This is a genomic window from Pseudomonas sp. H2_A10 (assembly GCF_054680085.1).
On record NZ_CP162821.1, the window covers coordinates 528,876 to 543,578 of the forward strand.

Below are 14,703 nucleotides of genomic sequence, written 5' to 3' on the forward strand. Positions count from 1 at the left end.
CGGCCCCAATTGGGCGTTTTTTTTGCAGCGCTTGGCGGGCATACTAGACCGTCCCTTTCCCTGGTGTCGCCCGCCTCTATGCTTCGCGCCTTGATTACCCTCGCTCTTGTCTGCCTGCTCCAACCGGCGTTTGCCGATGAGCGCGCACAAACCCAACAACAGTTGGACGCTACGCGTCAGGACATTACCGAGCTGAAAAAACTGCTCGGCAAGCTCCAGGAAGAAAAATCCGGAGTGCAGAAAGACCTGCGCGGCACGGAAACCGAAATGGGCAAGCTGGAAAAGCAAGTCCAGGAGCTGCAAAAAGAACTAAAGAAGAGCGAGTCGGAACTGGAGCGACTCGACGCTGAGAAAAAAACTCCAGAGCGCACGCGTTGAACAGCAACGCCTGATCGCGATCCAGGCCCGCGCCGCCTACCAGAGCGGCCGCCAGGAATACCTCAAGCTGCTGCTCAACCAGCAGAACCCCGAGAAATTCGCGCGCACCCTCACCTACTACGACTACCTGAGCAAGGCCCGCCTGGAGCAGCTCAAAAGCTTCAACGAGACGCTGCGCCAGTTGGTCAACGTGGAACAGGAGATCGCCAACCAGCAGTCGCAGTTGCAGGACCAGAAAAGCGCCCTCGACACCCAGCGCGATGAGCTCGACAAGGTCCGCAAGGAGCGCCAGCTGGCACTGGCCAAACTCAATGACGACGTGAAAGCCCGCGACGCCAAGCTGCAGGCCCGCGAGCAGGACCAGGCCGACCTGGCCAAAGTGCTCAAGACCATCGAAGAAACCCTGGCGCGCCAGGCACGTGAGGCTGAAGAAGCGCGGCAAAAAGCGCTGATCGCCCAGCAGGAAGCGGAAAAAAAGCGTCAGCGTGAGGCCGAACTGGCAGCCACCACCGACGCCCCGGCGCCCCGTAAACCGGCGCATTCCGCCCCAGGCCCGCTGGTTTCCAGCGCCGGCGAGTCCTTCGGCGGCCCTTTTGCTTCAGCCCGAGGCAAACTTCCATGGCCAGTTGATGGTCGATTGCTGGCACGCTTTGGGGAAACCCGTGGCGATGACACCCGCGCCAAGTGGGATGGGGTGATGATCAGCGCCTCCGCCGGCAGCCAGGTGCATGCCGTTCACGGTGGGCGCGTGGTATTTGCCGATTGGCTGCGGGGCGCCGGTTTATTGGTAATTCTCGACCACGGTAATGGCTATTTGAGCCTTTATGGCCACAATCAGACATTGCTCAAGTCGGCAGGTGATGTTGTAAAAGCCGGTGAATCCATCTCCACTGTCGGTAACAGTGGTGGCCAGGACACCCCGGCGCTGTACTTCGCTATTCGTCAGCAGGGTCGCCCGAGCGATCCCGCACAATGGTGCCGTTCCCAAGGATAGGGCCGCATCTACACTAGGAGTTCGTTCGACATGCTGCATTTGTCCCGCCTCACTTCGCTGGCCCTGACGATCGCCCTGGTGATCGGCGCGCCTCTGGCTTTCGCCGACCAGGCCGCCCCGGCTGCACCCGCCGCCACGGCCGCGTCCTCTGCCGCGACCACCAGGGCGCCGTTGCCGCTGGACGAGCTGCGCACCTTTGCAGAGGTCATGGACCGGATCAAGGCAGCCTATGTTGAACCCGTAGACGACAAGACCCTGCTGGAGAACGCCATCAAGGGCATGCTCAGCAACCTCGACCCGCACTCCGCCTACCTGGGCCCGGAAGATTTCGCCGAGCTGCAGGAAAGCACCAGCGGTGAATTCGGCGGCCTGGGCATCGAAGTCGGCGCCGAAGACGGCAACATCAAAGTGGTTTCGCCGATCGACGACACCCCGGCTTCCAAGGCCGGCATCCAGGCCGGCGACTTTATCGTCAAGATCAACGGCCAGCCGACCCGTGGCCAGACCATGACCGAAGCCGTCGACAAGATGCGCGGCAAGATCGGCCAGAAAATCACCCTGACCCTGGTACGCGACGGCGGCAACCCGTTCGACGTGACGCTGACCCGCGCGACGATCATGGTCAAGAGCGTGAAGAGCCAGTTGCTGGAGTCGGGCTACGGTTACATCCGCATCACTCAATTCCAGGTCAAGACCGGCGACGAAGTGGCCAAGGCCCTGGCCAAGCTGCGCAAGGACAACGGCAAGAAACTCAGCGGCATCGTGCTCGACCTGCGTAACAACCCAGGCGGCGTGCTGCAATCGGCGGTGGAAGTGGTCGACCACTTCATCACCAAGGGCCTGATCGTCTACACCAAGGGCCGTATCGCCAATTCCGAGCTGCGCTTCTCGGCCACCGGCAACGACCTCAGCGAAAACGTGCCACTGGCCGTGCTGATCAACGGCGGCAGCGCCTCGGCCTCGGAAATCGTCGCCGGCGCCTTGCAAGACCAGAAACGTGGCGTGCTGATGGGCACCACCAGCTTCGGCAAAGGCTCGGTGCAAACCGTATTGCCGCTGAACAACGAACGCGCGTTGAAGATCACCACGGCCTTGTACTACACGCCGAACGGTCGCTCGATCCAGGCCCAGGGCATTGTCCCGGACATTGAAGTACGCAAGGCCAAGATCACCAACGAGGTCGACAGCGAGTACTACAAAGAGGCGGACCTGCAAGGCCACCTGGGCAATGGCAACGGCGGCGCCGACCAGCCGACCGGCAGCGCAGCCAAAGCCAAGCCGATGCCACAGGACGATGATTACCAGTTGGCCCAGGCGCTGAGCCTGCTCAAAGGCCTGAGCATTACGCGCAGCCGTTGATATGCGCTTTGCCCTGATCATCGCAGTATTGTGCAGCCTGGCCGGGGTCGCCCACGCGACCCCGGCCGGTGAGCCGCGCAAAGCCTATCTCACCCTGATCATCGATGATCTCGGGCAAAACCTGCCCCGGGATCGTCGCGTGCTGGCCCTCCCCGGGCCGGTGACCACGGCGATCATGCCCGACACGCCTCACGCCGCCGAATTCGCCCGCGAAGCCCACAAAGCCGGCAAGATCGTGATGCTACACATGCCCATGGACCCGGCCACCGGCCCGTTCGCCTGGCATCCCGAGCTGCCTATCGAAGAGCTGGGCAAACGCCTGGACGCCGCGTTCAACGCCGTGCCCTACACCGCCGGCGTCAACAACCACATGGGCAGCCGCATGACCGCGCAACCCGCCGCCATGGCCTGGTTGATGGCCGAGCTGCAACGGCGCAACAAGTTCTTTGTCGACAGCCGCACCAGCGCGCAAACCGTAGCCGCCGCCGAGGCACAGAAGATCGGCCTGGCCCATGTCTCGCGGGATGTATTCCTGGACGACGAACGCACCGAAGCGGCGATCACCACCCAACTGCAAACCGCAATCAAGCTGGCCCACAAACAAGGCTCGGCCGTGATGATCGGCCACCCTTACCCGCAAACCCTGGCGGTGCTGGAGCGCGAATTGCCCACGCTCAAGGCACAGGGCGTGGAGTGGATCGACATCAAGTTGATGATCAGTGTGCGCAGTAATCAGGCCATGGCCGGTCACGGCAAAAACGGCACCTACCTTCCTGCGCATAGATAGATACAGCCCGCCCACGCGCTCGCTGCTCGACAGTTGATGCTCCCATCAACTGGAGCGATTTCCATGCAACCTCTGCAATTCAACGACCTGCTCATCAGCTTTACCAGCGAGTTCTTGCCGCTGTGGAACGATAAGGGTTCCAGCGCACAAAAGGCCGTCGGCCTCTGGCGACCCAGCACAACATCCGATGCGCTGAGTTCGTTTTACGCCTTGGGTGATATCGCGGTCGGTCACTACCGCAATATCAACCAAGGCAAGATCGTCGCAGTGGTGAGCGACGCGAATAAGGCCGACGGCACGGCGCTGCGTCCGCCCGTTGACTACCAACGGGTGTGGCACGATGAAGGGACCGGGGCGCATAGCAACCTTTCCATCTGGCGCCCGCTTGCGCCGCAGGGCTACGTCACGATGGGGCTGGTGTGTGGCGTCGGCTACGACAAACCCTCGCGCCATGCCGTGCGCTGTGTGCGCGAAGACCTGGTCGTGACGGCGCAATTGGGCGAGCTGATCTGGAACGATAAAGGCAGCGGCTGCGCCAACGATTTAAGCATCTGGTCGATCACCGCACCCGAGGCGCCCGTCGGCGAAGCTTACCTGGCGCCCGGTACCTTCCTTGGTCATGACAGTTATGCCAAGCCAGGTATTGAGGCCTACTCCCTGCGCCTGGCGTTGACCACCCATCTGAGCGACCTACCGTCACCTCCGGTTCTCACCGGGCACGAAATCCCCTCCCTGGATGAAAACACCGCCACGCTGCACGCCTGTGAGCTGCCGTGGTTTTGCGTAAAAGACCCGGAACTGAGCGCGGTCGAACAGCTTCAGTCGTCGCCCACCTACCGGCTCGAACGCACGGACCGTCATCGCCTCGGCGGCTTCGGGCACAACACCGGGCAGACCCCTCAGCCGTTTATGTGGACGGCCTCCAAAGGGGAACTGGGCACAAATGCCAGGGCCTTGGCGTTCAATACCAGCATCGACTTATGCAAAGAGTGGCCTGCGCATCCACAGGCGTTTGAGTTGAGTTTTTCGGCGCAGCTGGATCGTGACTTCACGCATACCCAACGCTCCGCGAAAGGCTGGAGTCATTCCTCGCCCTTGGAGATCATCATCTATGTCCCGCCGAAAAAGGCCGTGGCTGCTTACCTGTTACACAGTGAGTACTGCCTGCTGCGTCAGGATGGCAGCCAGGTTTCAGCGACCGTCAGCTACACCAATGGCGATCACGTTTATATGAGCGAATCTCCCGACACCGAGCCGCTGCCGCAAGAGGCAACCCCAAGGGAAGAAGCCCCACAAGCGGAGCCGGATCTACAGGTAACGGGCCATGATTTGATCGACAACGCCCTCACTCCGTAACTGATCAAGGGCCGCTTGCAGCCTGACCATCACGTCATCCGGCACGTCTTTGTTCAGCGCCAGATAAAGCTGCGCACTGTTGAAGCGCAGCACGGTTCTGAGTTGGGTCACCCCGACCTGGCGGGCCAGGTATCGGCCCGCCGGATCACCTGTGGCCCATAGGTCTATCTGGCCATCCATCAGCTTTTGCGCGTTGTCCTGGTCACGCAACGCGACGATCGGGTTGAGGCCCTGCTTTTCCAGGCTCTCGGCGATGGCATCGCCCTTGTAGGCGCCGATCTTGTAGCACCGCGCCTGTTTCACGTCATCCAGCTTGATCTTGCTGTCGGCTTTGGCGAGCAGTACCCAGTCATCCGGACCGATGGGGCCGACCCACTTGAACAGCGCTTCGCGGTCGGGCAGGCGGGCCATGACGAACACGCCATAGCCGGGCTTCTCCAGGGCGAGTTTGTAGATTCGCTCCCAAGGAAAACGCAAGGTGAGGTTGTAGGAAATACCGGCGCGCTTGAAGGTCTCGCGCACGATGTCCACGGCGATGCCTTCGATGTTCTCGTCCTTGGCGAAGTTCTTGCCGTTTTTCGCCATGTTGTAAGGCGGGAAATTTTCCGTGAGCAACACCAGGGAGGCGTCAGACGGTTCTTCGGATCGGGCGGTACCGACCATCAGCACGGAAATGCTGGCGAGAGCGAGCAGCAGCTGTTTGAACATGAAAGTTACCGGAATCCATGGCAAGCGCAGAGAGTGCCCCGCGCCTGCCACGGTGTCCAGCGACGTTTAGCGAACGACGATACCGCGTGCCGCCATGTAGGCCTTGGCCTCGGGAACAGTGTATTCGCCAAAGTGGAAAATACTCGCCGCCAGCACCGCGCTGGCATGGCCTTCGATCACGCCATCGGCCAAATGCTGCAGGTTGCCGACGCCGCCGGACGCGATCACCGGAATGCCCAGCGCATCGCTGATGGCGCGGGTCACGCCCAGGTCGAAGCCATTTTTCATGCCGTCCTGGTCCATGCTGGTCAGCAGGATTTCCCCGGCGCCCAGGCCTTCCATCTTCATCGCCCACTCCACCGCGTCCAGGCCGGTGGGCTTGCGCCCGCCGTGGGTGAAGATCTCCCAGCGCGGGGTTTCACCCGGGCCCGAGACCTTCTTGGCGTCGATGGCCACCACGATGCATTGCGAGCCGAAGTGCTGCGCGGCTTCGCCGACGAATTCCGGGTTGAACACCGCGGCCGTGTTGATCGATACCTTGTCCGCGCCGGCGTTGAGCAGGTTGCGGATGTCTTGCACGGTGCGCACGCCGCCGCCCACGGTCAGCGGGATAAACACCTGGCTGGCCATGCGCTCGACGGTATGCAACGTGGTGTCGCGGCCGTCGACGCTGGCGGTGATGTCGAGAAAGGTAATCTCGTCGGCACCTTGCTCATCGTAGCGACGGGCGATTTCCACCGGGTCGCCGGCATCGCGGATGTTCTCGAACTTGACGCCCTTGACCACGCGACCGTTGTCGACGTCCAGGCAAGGGATGATGCGTTTGGCCAGCGCCATGGTCAGTCCTCAGCCGTTGTAGGCATCGCAGTAAGCCTGGGCCTCGGCGACATCCAGGGTCCCTTCGTAGATCGCCCGGCCGGTGATCGCGCCGATGATCCCTGGCGCCTTGGCGTCCAGCAGCGACTTGATGTCGCCCAGGTTGTGAATACCGCCGGACGCGATCACCGGGATCTTCGTCGCGGCCGCCAATGCGGCGGTGAACGGCACGTTGCAGCCCTGCATCATGCCGTCTTTGGCGATATCGGTATAAACGATGGCAGAGACGCCGTCGGCTTCGAACTGCTTGGCCAGGTCGATCACCTGCACGGTGCTGATTTCAGCCCAACCGTCGGTAGCGACGAAACCATCTTTAGCGTCCAGGCCGACGATCACTTTGCCCGGGAACGCGCGGCAGGCTTCGGCGACGAAGGCGGGGTCTTTCACGGCCTTGGTGCCGATGATCACGTAGCTCACGCCGGCCTTGACGTAATGCTCGATGGTTTCCAGGGAGCGGATACCGCCGCCGATCTGGATCGGCAGGTTCGGGTAACGCTTGGCGATCGCGGTGACCACCTCGCCATTGACCGGCTGGCCTTCGAAGGCGCCGTTCAAGTCCACCAGATGCAGACGACGGCAGCCCCCTTCCACCCATTTGGCAGCCATGCTCACCGGGTCATCGGAGAACACGGTGGAGTCTTCCATACGGCCTTGGCGCAGACGTACGCAGGCGCCGTCCTTGAGATCGATAGCGGGGATAATCAGCATCTGGCAAACCTTATTCGAAATTCAGCAATGCTTGGGAAATCAGGGTTTCTCAAGCGACCACAAGTCGCTTTCGATGCTTTCGAACCTTTCTTTAAGGAGCGTCTGCGTGTCGAAAATCGCCCTGTTGTAATAATGCGGCGCCACTTCGTGGGTGAACAATTCGAGAATCTCGGCGACCTCGAACGACCCCAACTTGAGTTCGAAGCGATCTTCCATGAAACGCTTGATCTTGAGGGTAGCCTCACTCTCCTGTTCGGGCGTGAGGCTCAAGATCGGCTGCTTCGGCTTCCTGGCCATTTACCAGCGCCCATCCCAGGCGGCGAAGTTCTGCAGCAATTGCAGGCCATGGGTATGGCTCTTCTCCGGGTGGAACTGCACGGCAAAACGCGAGCCTTCAGCCAGCGCTGCGGCGAAATCGACGCCGTAGTGCCCACCCCCCACCACCTGGCGCGGGTTACCGGCGGCGATGTAGTAGCTGTGCACGAAGTAGAAACGCGCCATGTCCGGAATGTCGTGCCACAACGGGTGTTCCACGGTCTGGCTGACTTCGTTCCAGCCCATGTGCGGGACCTTCAGATGGGCGCCGTCTTCGTGCAGGTCCTTGCCGAAGAACTTCACCTGGCCGGGAAACAGGCCGATGCAGTCGACGCCGTCGTTCTCTTCACTGCGCTCGAGCAAGGCTTGCATGCCCACGCAAATGCCGAGGAACGGACGGTCCTGGCTGACTTCGCGCACCAGGCTGTCAAAGCCCAGGCGGCGGATCTCGGCCATGCAATCGCGAATCGCGCCAACCCCTGGGAACACCACGCGGTCGGCTTCGCGGATCACCTTGGCATCGCTGGTGATCAGCACCTTGCCGGCCCCCACGTGTTCGAGGGCCTTGGCCACCGAGTGCAGGTTACCCATGCCGTAATCGATAACCGCGACCGTCTGCATTACAGAACGCCCTTGGTCGAGGGCATTTGCCCGGCCATGCGGTCATCCAGCTCGACGGCCATGCGCAATGCACGGCCAAAAGCCTTGAACACGGTTTCGATCTGGTGGTGGGTGTTGGTGCCGCGCAGGTTGTCGATGTGCAGGCTGACGAGTGCGTGGTTGACGAAACCCTGGAAAAATTCCTGGAACAGGTCGACGTCGAAGCCACCCACGGTGGCGCGGGTGTACGGCACATGCATCTGCAGGCCTGGGCGGCCGGAGAAGTCGATGACCACGCGCGACAGCGCTTCGTCCAGCGGGACATAGGCGTGGCCGTAGCGACGGATGCCTTTTTTGTCGCCGATGGCCTTGGCAAAGGCCTGGCCGAGCGTGATGCCCACGTCTTCCACCGTGTGGTGGTCGTCGATATGCAGGTCGCCCTTGCTGACGATATCCAGGTCGATCAGCCCGTGACGGGCGATCTGGTCCAGCATGTGCTCAAGAAAAGGTACACCGATATCAAATCGGGCCTTTCCGGTGCCATCCAGGTTGATCGAGGCTTTGATCTGGGTTTCCAGAGTGTCGCGCTCGACGGACGCCTTACGTTCGGCCATCACCAGCTCCGCAAAATCATTGGGCGAAAAAGGCAGCCATTATAGGGGCGCGGGCGCTAAACAGAAACATCGAAGGGGATAAGACTGATGGAGTGTCGGGGATAGACATGTGCGTACATGTGGGACCGACTTATGAAAACTTCGCACCTTCAATGTGAAAGGGGGCTTGCTCCCGATAGCGGTAGATCAGCCAGCAACTATGCGGCTGAGCCACCGTCATCGGGAGCAAGCCCCCTCCCACAAGGGTTTTGCAGTGTTAGTGGAACAGTACCGCCGTCTTCTGCAGGGTCACCCACACACCCCACGCCAACGGAATACCCACTACCAGCCAGGCGGCAATCGCCACCGGCTTGCTGCCGGCAGAGGCTTTCCACTCCAGCACGGTGGTGGCGTCAGCGCCTTTGTCATGGCCCAGCGCCTGTTCGGCGGCCAACTCGGCATCGGTCATGAAGTACTTGTCGGCCACCGGGCGCACCAGCAGGTTGCAGATAAAGCCCAGCACCAGCAAGCCGGCGAGGATGTACAAGGTGATGTCATAGGCCGCGGCGCGTTCAACGCCAATGCTCAATTGATATTCACGCAGGTAGTTCACCAATACCGGGCCCAATACGCCCGCCGCTGCCCATGCGGTCAGCAGGCGGCCGTGGATCGCACCCACCATCTGCGTACCGAACAGGTCCGCCAGGTAGGCCGGAACGGTCGCAAAACCACCGCCGTACATCGACAGGATGATGCAGAACGCCGCCACGAACAGCGCCACGTTGCCCAGGTGCCCCAGGTTCGGGATCAGCGCGTACAGGGCAAAGCCCAGGGCGAAGAACACGAAGTAGGTGTTTTTGCGCCCCAGGTAGTCGGAGAACGACGCCCAGAAGAACCGGCCACCGATGTTGAACAGGCTCAGCAGGCCGGTGAAACCCGCCGCGATGGCGGCAATGGACGCAAGTTGCCCGGCGTCCAGTTGACCGAACGGCACATCCACACCCAGCAACTTGCCGCCGAACACTTCCTGCAACAGCGGCGAAGCCATGCCGAGGATGCCGATACCGGCCGATACGTTCAGGCACAACACCAGCCATACCAAGCGGAATTGCGGGGTTTTCCATGCCACGTTCACATGCACGTGACGGTGAGTGATCATCGCGTTGCTGGCTTTTTTCGCCGGCGCGGTCCAGCCCTCAGGCTTCCAGCCGGTCGGCGGCACGCGGTAGGACAGTGCGCCGCCGATCATGAACACGAAGTAAATCGCGGCCATCACCAGGAAGCTCTGCCACACGCCCACGCCGCTCGGCGATGCGAAGTGGCCCATCAGCGCAGCCGCCAGGGGCGCGCCCACCATAGCGCCGCCGCCAAAGCCCATGATCGCCATGCCGGTGGCCATGCCGCGCTTGTCCGGGAACCACTTGATCAAAGTCGATACGGGCGAGATATAACCCAGGCCCAGGCCGATACCGCCGATCACGCCGGAACCGATCCACATCAGCCAGATCTGGTGGGTATAGATACCCAGCGCCGAGATCAGCAGGCCACCGCACCAGCACAGGGCCGATACCACACCGGCCTTACGCGGCCCGGCATGTTCCAGCCAGCCGCCCCAGATCGCCGCCGAGCAGCCCAGGAAGATGAAGAACAGGGTGTAGATCCAGCCCAGCATGGAGATGGGCCAGTCGCATTGGGACGAGAAGACTTGGGCGATAAAGCTCATGTCCGGCGCGCAGGCCAACGGCTTGGTGATGCCCAGCGCCTTGGACAGCGGCAGCCAGAACACCGAGAAACCGTAGGCCATGCCGATGCAGAGGTGGATGGCCAGGGCGGCCGGTGGAACCAGCCAGCGGTTGAACCCGGGCTTGGCGATAATGCGCTCCTTGGACAGGAACGCAGGCTGCTCGGCGGTGTGACCCGCCGCGGTGCTAGTGCTCATTGGTGTTTCCCCCAGTTATTAGTCGTTGTCCGTCAGGCGCTCTCTCCCTCGGCCTTGCACGCAAAGCGTGGCCGTTTTTGTTGAGTGAAGCTCCATTTTGGCGCGACGATAGGTCGCAGAAGGCGGACGAACGCGCAAAGATTAGCGTCAGAAAAACCAAAGTGATATCACTTTTATCGGAAATTTCGCTTTTATTGACGTCAAATTCCCGTTCTGGCCGCCGTGGATACAATGTAACGATCGGTGAACTGATGCAGGCCGTCGGGCGTTATACTCTGCGGCTAAATTTTGAAATCGACATACAAGGACTCGCCCATGAAAGCGTTCGGCAAAATCCTGGGTCTGGTACTTCTCGGGCTGTTGCTGATCATTGTGGCTCTTGGCTTTGCCCTGACCCACCTTTTCGATCCCAACGACTACAAAGAAGAGATTCGCCAGATTGCCCGCGACAAGGCCCACATCGAGCTGACGCTCAATGGCGATATCGGTTGGAGCCTGTTCCCCTGGCTCGGCCTTGAACTGCACGAAGCCAGCGTGGCCACCCTGACCGCCCCGACCCAACCTTTTGCAGACCTGCAAATGCTTGGCCTTTCGGTGCGTGTGCTGCCACTGCTGCGCCGCGAAGTGCAGATGAGCGACGTGCGTGTCGAAGGCCTGAACCTGCGCCTGAACCGCGACAAGCAAGGCCATGGCAACTGGGAAGACATCGGCAAGAACGTGCCCGCCGCAACGGCCGGCGCGCCCGCCCCCGCCCCGGCGGAACCGGCGGCTGAAACCAAACCCGAAAAACCCGCACAGCCTATCCGCCTGGACATCGACAGCCTGACCGTCAACAACGCTCGCATCGAATACAACGACGAGCAGACCGGCAAGCAGTTCAGCGCCGAAAGCATCCAACTGAGCGCCGGCGCCGTGCATGAAGGCGCGAGCATTCCGGTGAAACTCACCGCGTTCTTCGGCAGCAACCAGCCGGTGATGCGCGTCAAGACCGAGCTTAACGGCAACCTGCGCATCGAGCGTGCGCTCAAGCGCTACCAGTTCGAAGACATGCGCATCAGCGGCGAAGCCACCGGCGAGCCGTTGCAAGGCAAGACCGTGACCTTCTCCACCCAGGGTCAATTGCTGGTGGACCAGGCGGCCAATATCGCCGAATGGACCAACATGAAATTCTCGGCCAACCAGCTGCGCGCGCTGGGCGAACTGAAGGTCAACGACCTGGACAAAACCCCGCAGCTCAGCGGCGCCCTGTCCATTGCCCAGTTCGACCTGGCCAAGTTCCTCGACAGCGTCGGCAGCCCGTTGCCGGCGATGGCCGAGGGCAGCCTGAGCAAGGTAGAACTGGTCAGCCGCCTCAAGGGCACGCCCACCAGCCTGGCCCTGGAAGACCTGAACCTGAAACTCGACGGCAGCACCTTCACCGGCCGCATCGCCGTGGACGATTTCGCCAAGCAGGCGCTGCGCGTGCAGCTCAAGGGCGATACGTTCAACGCCGACAACTACCTGCCGGCCAAGTCCGAATCCGCCAAGGGCGCAACTGCCGCGCGCCAGGCCGAAGTGCAGAACAGCGAAGCCGGCGCCATGGCAGCCGGCGGCACTACACCGCTGCCGGAGGCACCGACCAAAGGCGCCTGGAGCACCGACAAACTGCTGCCTCTGGCGCACCTGCGCAAGCTGGACGTAGACGCCGACCTGGCCTTCGGCCAACTGACCCTGAGCAAACTGCCGATCCAGGACGCCGTGCTCAAAGCCTCCGGCATCGATGGCCAGCTCAAGCTCGACACCCTCAGCGGAGGCCTCTACAACGGCACCTTCCAGGCCAACGGCACCCTCGATGTGCGCCAGGACGTGCCGGTGTTGGCGCTGCAAAGCCGGATCAAGCAAGTACCGGTCGAACGCATCCTGCAAGCCCAGGGGCAAACGCCGCCGGTGAAAGGCCAGGTCACGCTCGACAGCAGCCTCACTGGCCGTGGCAATAGCCAGAAGGCCCTGATCGACAGCCTCAACGGCAGCGCCAGTGTTGTGATCAACAACGGCGTGCTGCTCAACGCCAACCTTGAACAGCAACTGTGCACCGGCATCGCCATGCTCAACCGCAAGACCCTGAGCGGCGAACAGCGCGGCAAAGACACGCCGTTCCAGGAGCTGAAGGGCAACCTGACTTTCCGTAACGGCGTGGCCAACAACCCCGACTTGAAAGTGCGCATCCCTGGCCTGGCGGTCAACGGCAACGGCGACGTCGACCTGCGCGTGCTGGGCATGGACTACCGCATCGGCATCATCGTCGAAGGCGATCAGCGCGAAGTGCCCGACCCGGCCTGCGAGGTGGGCGCCAACTTCCGCGACATCGAAGTGCCGCTGCGCTGCCGTGGCCCGCTGGAACTGGGCGCCAAGGCCTGCCGCCTGGATAAGGACGGCTTGAGCCAGGTCGCGATCAAGGCGGCCGGCAACAAGCTCAGCGACAAGCTGGAAGAGAAGCTCGACAAGGTCAACCCACAGCTCAAAGATGCTTTGAAAGGCCTGTTCAAACGATGAGAAACGAGCAGTTTTCAACGGCGGTGCTGGACTGGTACGACCGCCACGGTCGCCACGACTTGCCCTGGCAACAGGGCATCACACCGTACCGGGTGTGGGTGTCGGAGATCATGCTGCAACAGACCCAGGTCAGCACCGTACTCAATTACTTCGACCGTTTCATGGCCTCGCTGCCAACGGTCCAAGCCCTGGCCGCCGCGCCGGAAGACGAAGTGCTGCACCTGTGGACCGGCCTGGGTTACTACACCCGGGCGCGCAACCTGCACAAGACCGCAAAAATAATCGTGGCCGAGTACGGCGGCGAGTTTCCCCGCGATGTAGAAAAGCTCACCGAATTACCCGGCATCGGCTTGTCCACCGCCGGCGCGATCGCCAGCCTGAGCATGGGCCTGCGCGCACCGATCCTCGACGGCAACGTCAAGCGCGTGCTGGCACGCTTTACCGCTCAAGAGGGTTACCCGGGCGAGCCCAAGGTGGCCAAACAGCTGTGGGCCACCGCAGAACGCTTCACGCCCCATGATCGCGTCAACGCCTACACCCAGGCGATGATGGACATGGGCGCCACGCTCTGCACCCGCAGCAAACCCAGTTGCCTGCTGTGCCCGCTGGAAAAAGGCTGCGAAGCGCATATGCTCGGCCTGGAGACGCGCTACCCGATCCCCAAGCCGCGCAAGACCGTCCCGCAGAAGCGCACATTGATGCCGATGCTGGCCAATGCCGAGGGCGAGATCCTGCTTTATCGTCGCCCGTCCACAGGCCTGTGGGGCGGTTTGTGGAGTTTGCCGGAGCTGGACGACCTGCACGATCTCGAACACCTGGCCAACCAGCATGCGCTCGAACTGGGCAAGCATCTGGAACTGCCGGGGCTGGTTCACACCTTCAGCCATTTCCAACTGGCCATCGAACCCTGGCTGGTGCGGGTCGAGGAAACCGCCCACCACGTGGCCGAGGCCGACTGGCTCTGGTATAACCTCGCCACCCCGCCGCGCCTGGGCCTTGCCGCCCCGGTGAAAAAACTGCTGAAGCGCGCGGCCGACGTATTGAACGCAGGAGTTTCGTCATGACCCGCACCGTAATGTGCCGCAAGTACAAAGAAAAACTGCCAGCCCTGGAACGCCCGCCGTACCCAGGCGCCAAGGGCCAGGACATTTACGACCACGTCTCGGCCAAAGCCTGGGGTGACTGGTTGAAACACCAGACCCTGCTGATCAACGAAAAACGCCTGAACATGATGAACGCCGAAGACCGTAAATACCTGGCGGGCGAAATGGATAAGTTCTTTTCCGGCGAGGAATACGCCCAGGCCGAAGGTTACGTGCCACCTGCTCAATAATTGATCAAAAACCGGGGTCGGCACGTAAGCGACGGTAATAATTAAATATTTTTTGAAAACTTGCTTGACGACCCCCTGAAAAACTCGTTTAATGCGCCCCGTTGCCCAGATAGCTCAGTCGGTAGAGCAGGGGATTGAAAATCCCCGTGTCGGCGGTTCGATTCCGTCTCTGGGCACCACTCATTAGTTTCAGGTGGTGCAAACGTCATCTGAAACACACAAGAA

Annotated in this window: 13 protein-coding genes, 1 tRNA gene and 1 pseudogene; 8 read left to right on the forward strand and 7 right to left on the reverse strand. The window is 61.5% G+C overall.

All coding sequences use genetic code 11. The features are described from left to right. The first annotated feature begins 78 nt into the window (after positions 1 to 78). The 4 genes and pseudogenes from AB4O23_RS02410 to AB4O23_RS02425 all read left to right on the forward strand — a co-directional run bounded on the left by AB4O23_RS02410 (position 79) and on the right by AB4O23_RS02425 (position 4,874). Positions 79 to 1,372: pseudogene (locus AB4O23_RS02410) on the forward strand (murein hydrolase activator EnvC family protein). A gap of 30 nt (positions 1,373 to 1,402) precedes the next feature. Beyond that, the gene (locus AB4O23_RS02415; RefSeq protein WP_017529553.1) at positions 1,403 to 2,731 is read left to right on the forward strand and encodes a S41 family peptidase; all 1,329 of its coding nucleotides are present in this window, start codon (positions 1,403 to 1,405) and stop codon (positions 2,729 to 2,731) included. A 1-nt stretch (position 2,732) separates the two neighbouring features. Beyond that, positions 2,733 to 3,518, forward strand: a complete 786-nt coding sequence (locus AB4O23_RS02420; RefSeq protein WP_017529554.1) for a divergent polysaccharide deacetylase family protein — start codon at positions 2,733 to 2,735, stop codon at positions 3,516 to 3,518. A gap of 63 nt (positions 3,519 to 3,581) precedes the next feature. Further along, complete coding sequence (locus tag AB4O23_RS02425; protein WP_460062026.1) at positions 3,582 to 4,874, forward strand: Vps62-related protein; 1,293 nt, start codon at positions 3,582 to 3,584, stop codon at positions 4,872 to 4,874. Here the strand turns inward: AB4O23_RS02425 and AB4O23_RS02430 are convergent. The 7 genes from AB4O23_RS02430 to AB4O23_RS02460 form a co-directional block, all read right to left on the reverse strand. Next, positions 4,827 to 5,582: a substrate-binding periplasmic protein gene (locus AB4O23_RS02430; protein WP_065879515.1), complete on the reverse strand. Its 756-nt coding sequence runs from the start codon at positions 5,580 to 5,582 to the stop codon at positions 4,827 to 4,829. The genes AB4O23_RS02425 and AB4O23_RS02430 overlap by 48 nt on opposite strands. A 66-nt stretch (positions 5,583 to 5,648) precedes the next feature. After that, positions 5,649 to 6,419, reverse strand: coding sequence for an imidazole glycerol phosphate synthase subunit HisF (hisF, locus tag AB4O23_RS02435; RefSeq protein WP_003171107.1), 771 nt, complete (start codon positions 6,417 to 6,419; stop codon positions 5,649 to 5,651). Between the two features lie 9 nt (positions 6,420 to 6,428). Further along, positions 6,429 to 7,166 carry a 1-(5-phosphoribosyl)-5-[(5-phosphoribosylamino)methylideneamino]imidazole-4-carboxamide isomerase gene (gene hisA / locus AB4O23_RS02440; RefSeq protein ID WP_003187784.1) on the reverse strand — a complete coding sequence of 246 codons (738 nt, stop codon included), beginning with the start codon at positions 7,164 to 7,166 and terminating at the stop codon, positions 6,429 to 6,431. Between the two features lie 39 nt (positions 7,167 to 7,205). Beyond that, a complete protein-coding gene (locus AB4O23_RS02445; protein WP_017529557.1) occupies positions 7,206 to 7,463 on the reverse strand; it encodes a DUF2164 domain-containing protein in 258 nt (85 codons plus the stop codon). Beyond that, the gene (hisH, locus tag AB4O23_RS02450; protein ID WP_017529558.1) at positions 7,464 to 8,102 is read right to left on the reverse strand and encodes an imidazole glycerol phosphate synthase subunit HisH; all 639 of its coding nucleotides are present in this window, start codon (positions 8,100 to 8,102) and stop codon (positions 7,464 to 7,466) included. Beyond that, complete coding sequence (gene hisB / locus AB4O23_RS02455) at positions 8,102 to 8,695, reverse strand: imidazoleglycerol-phosphate dehydratase HisB (protein WP_003218037.1); 594 nt, start codon at positions 8,693 to 8,695, stop codon at positions 8,102 to 8,104. The genes hisH and hisB overlap by 1 nt, the downstream gene beginning before the upstream one ends. A gap of 256 nt (positions 8,696 to 8,951) precedes the next feature. After that, complete coding sequence (locus AB4O23_RS02460; RefSeq protein ID WP_065879516.1) at positions 8,952 to 10,613, reverse strand: OFA family MFS transporter; 1,662 nt, start codon at positions 10,611 to 10,613, stop codon at positions 8,952 to 8,954. A 315-nt stretch (positions 10,614 to 10,928) separates the two neighbouring features. Here AB4O23_RS02460 and AB4O23_RS02465 point away from each other — a divergent pair, with 315 nt between their 5' ends. The 4 genes from AB4O23_RS02465 to AB4O23_RS02480 all read left to right on the forward strand — a co-directional run bounded on the left by AB4O23_RS02465 (position 10,929) and on the right by AB4O23_RS02480 (position 14,657). Further along, positions 10,929 to 13,145, forward strand: coding sequence for an AsmA family protein (locus tag AB4O23_RS02465; protein ID WP_460062033.1), 2,217 nt, complete (start codon positions 10,929 to 10,931; stop codon positions 13,143 to 13,145). After that, entirely contained in the window at positions 13,142 to 14,209 is a 1,068-nt protein-coding gene (mutY, locus tag AB4O23_RS02470) for an A/G-specific adenine glycosylase (protein WP_017529561.1), read from the forward strand. Before AB4O23_RS02465 ends, mutY begins: the two co-directional genes overlap by 4 nt. Next, entirely contained in the window at positions 14,206 to 14,478 is a 273-nt protein-coding gene (locus AB4O23_RS02475) for an oxidative damage protection protein (protein ID WP_065879518.1), read from the forward strand. Before mutY ends, AB4O23_RS02475 begins: the two co-directional genes overlap by 4 nt. A gap of 103 nt (positions 14,479 to 14,581) precedes the next feature. Beyond that, positions 14,582 to 14,657 (forward strand) — tRNA-Phe (locus AB4O23_RS02480). Positions 14,658 to 14,703: the final 46 nt, after the last annotated feature.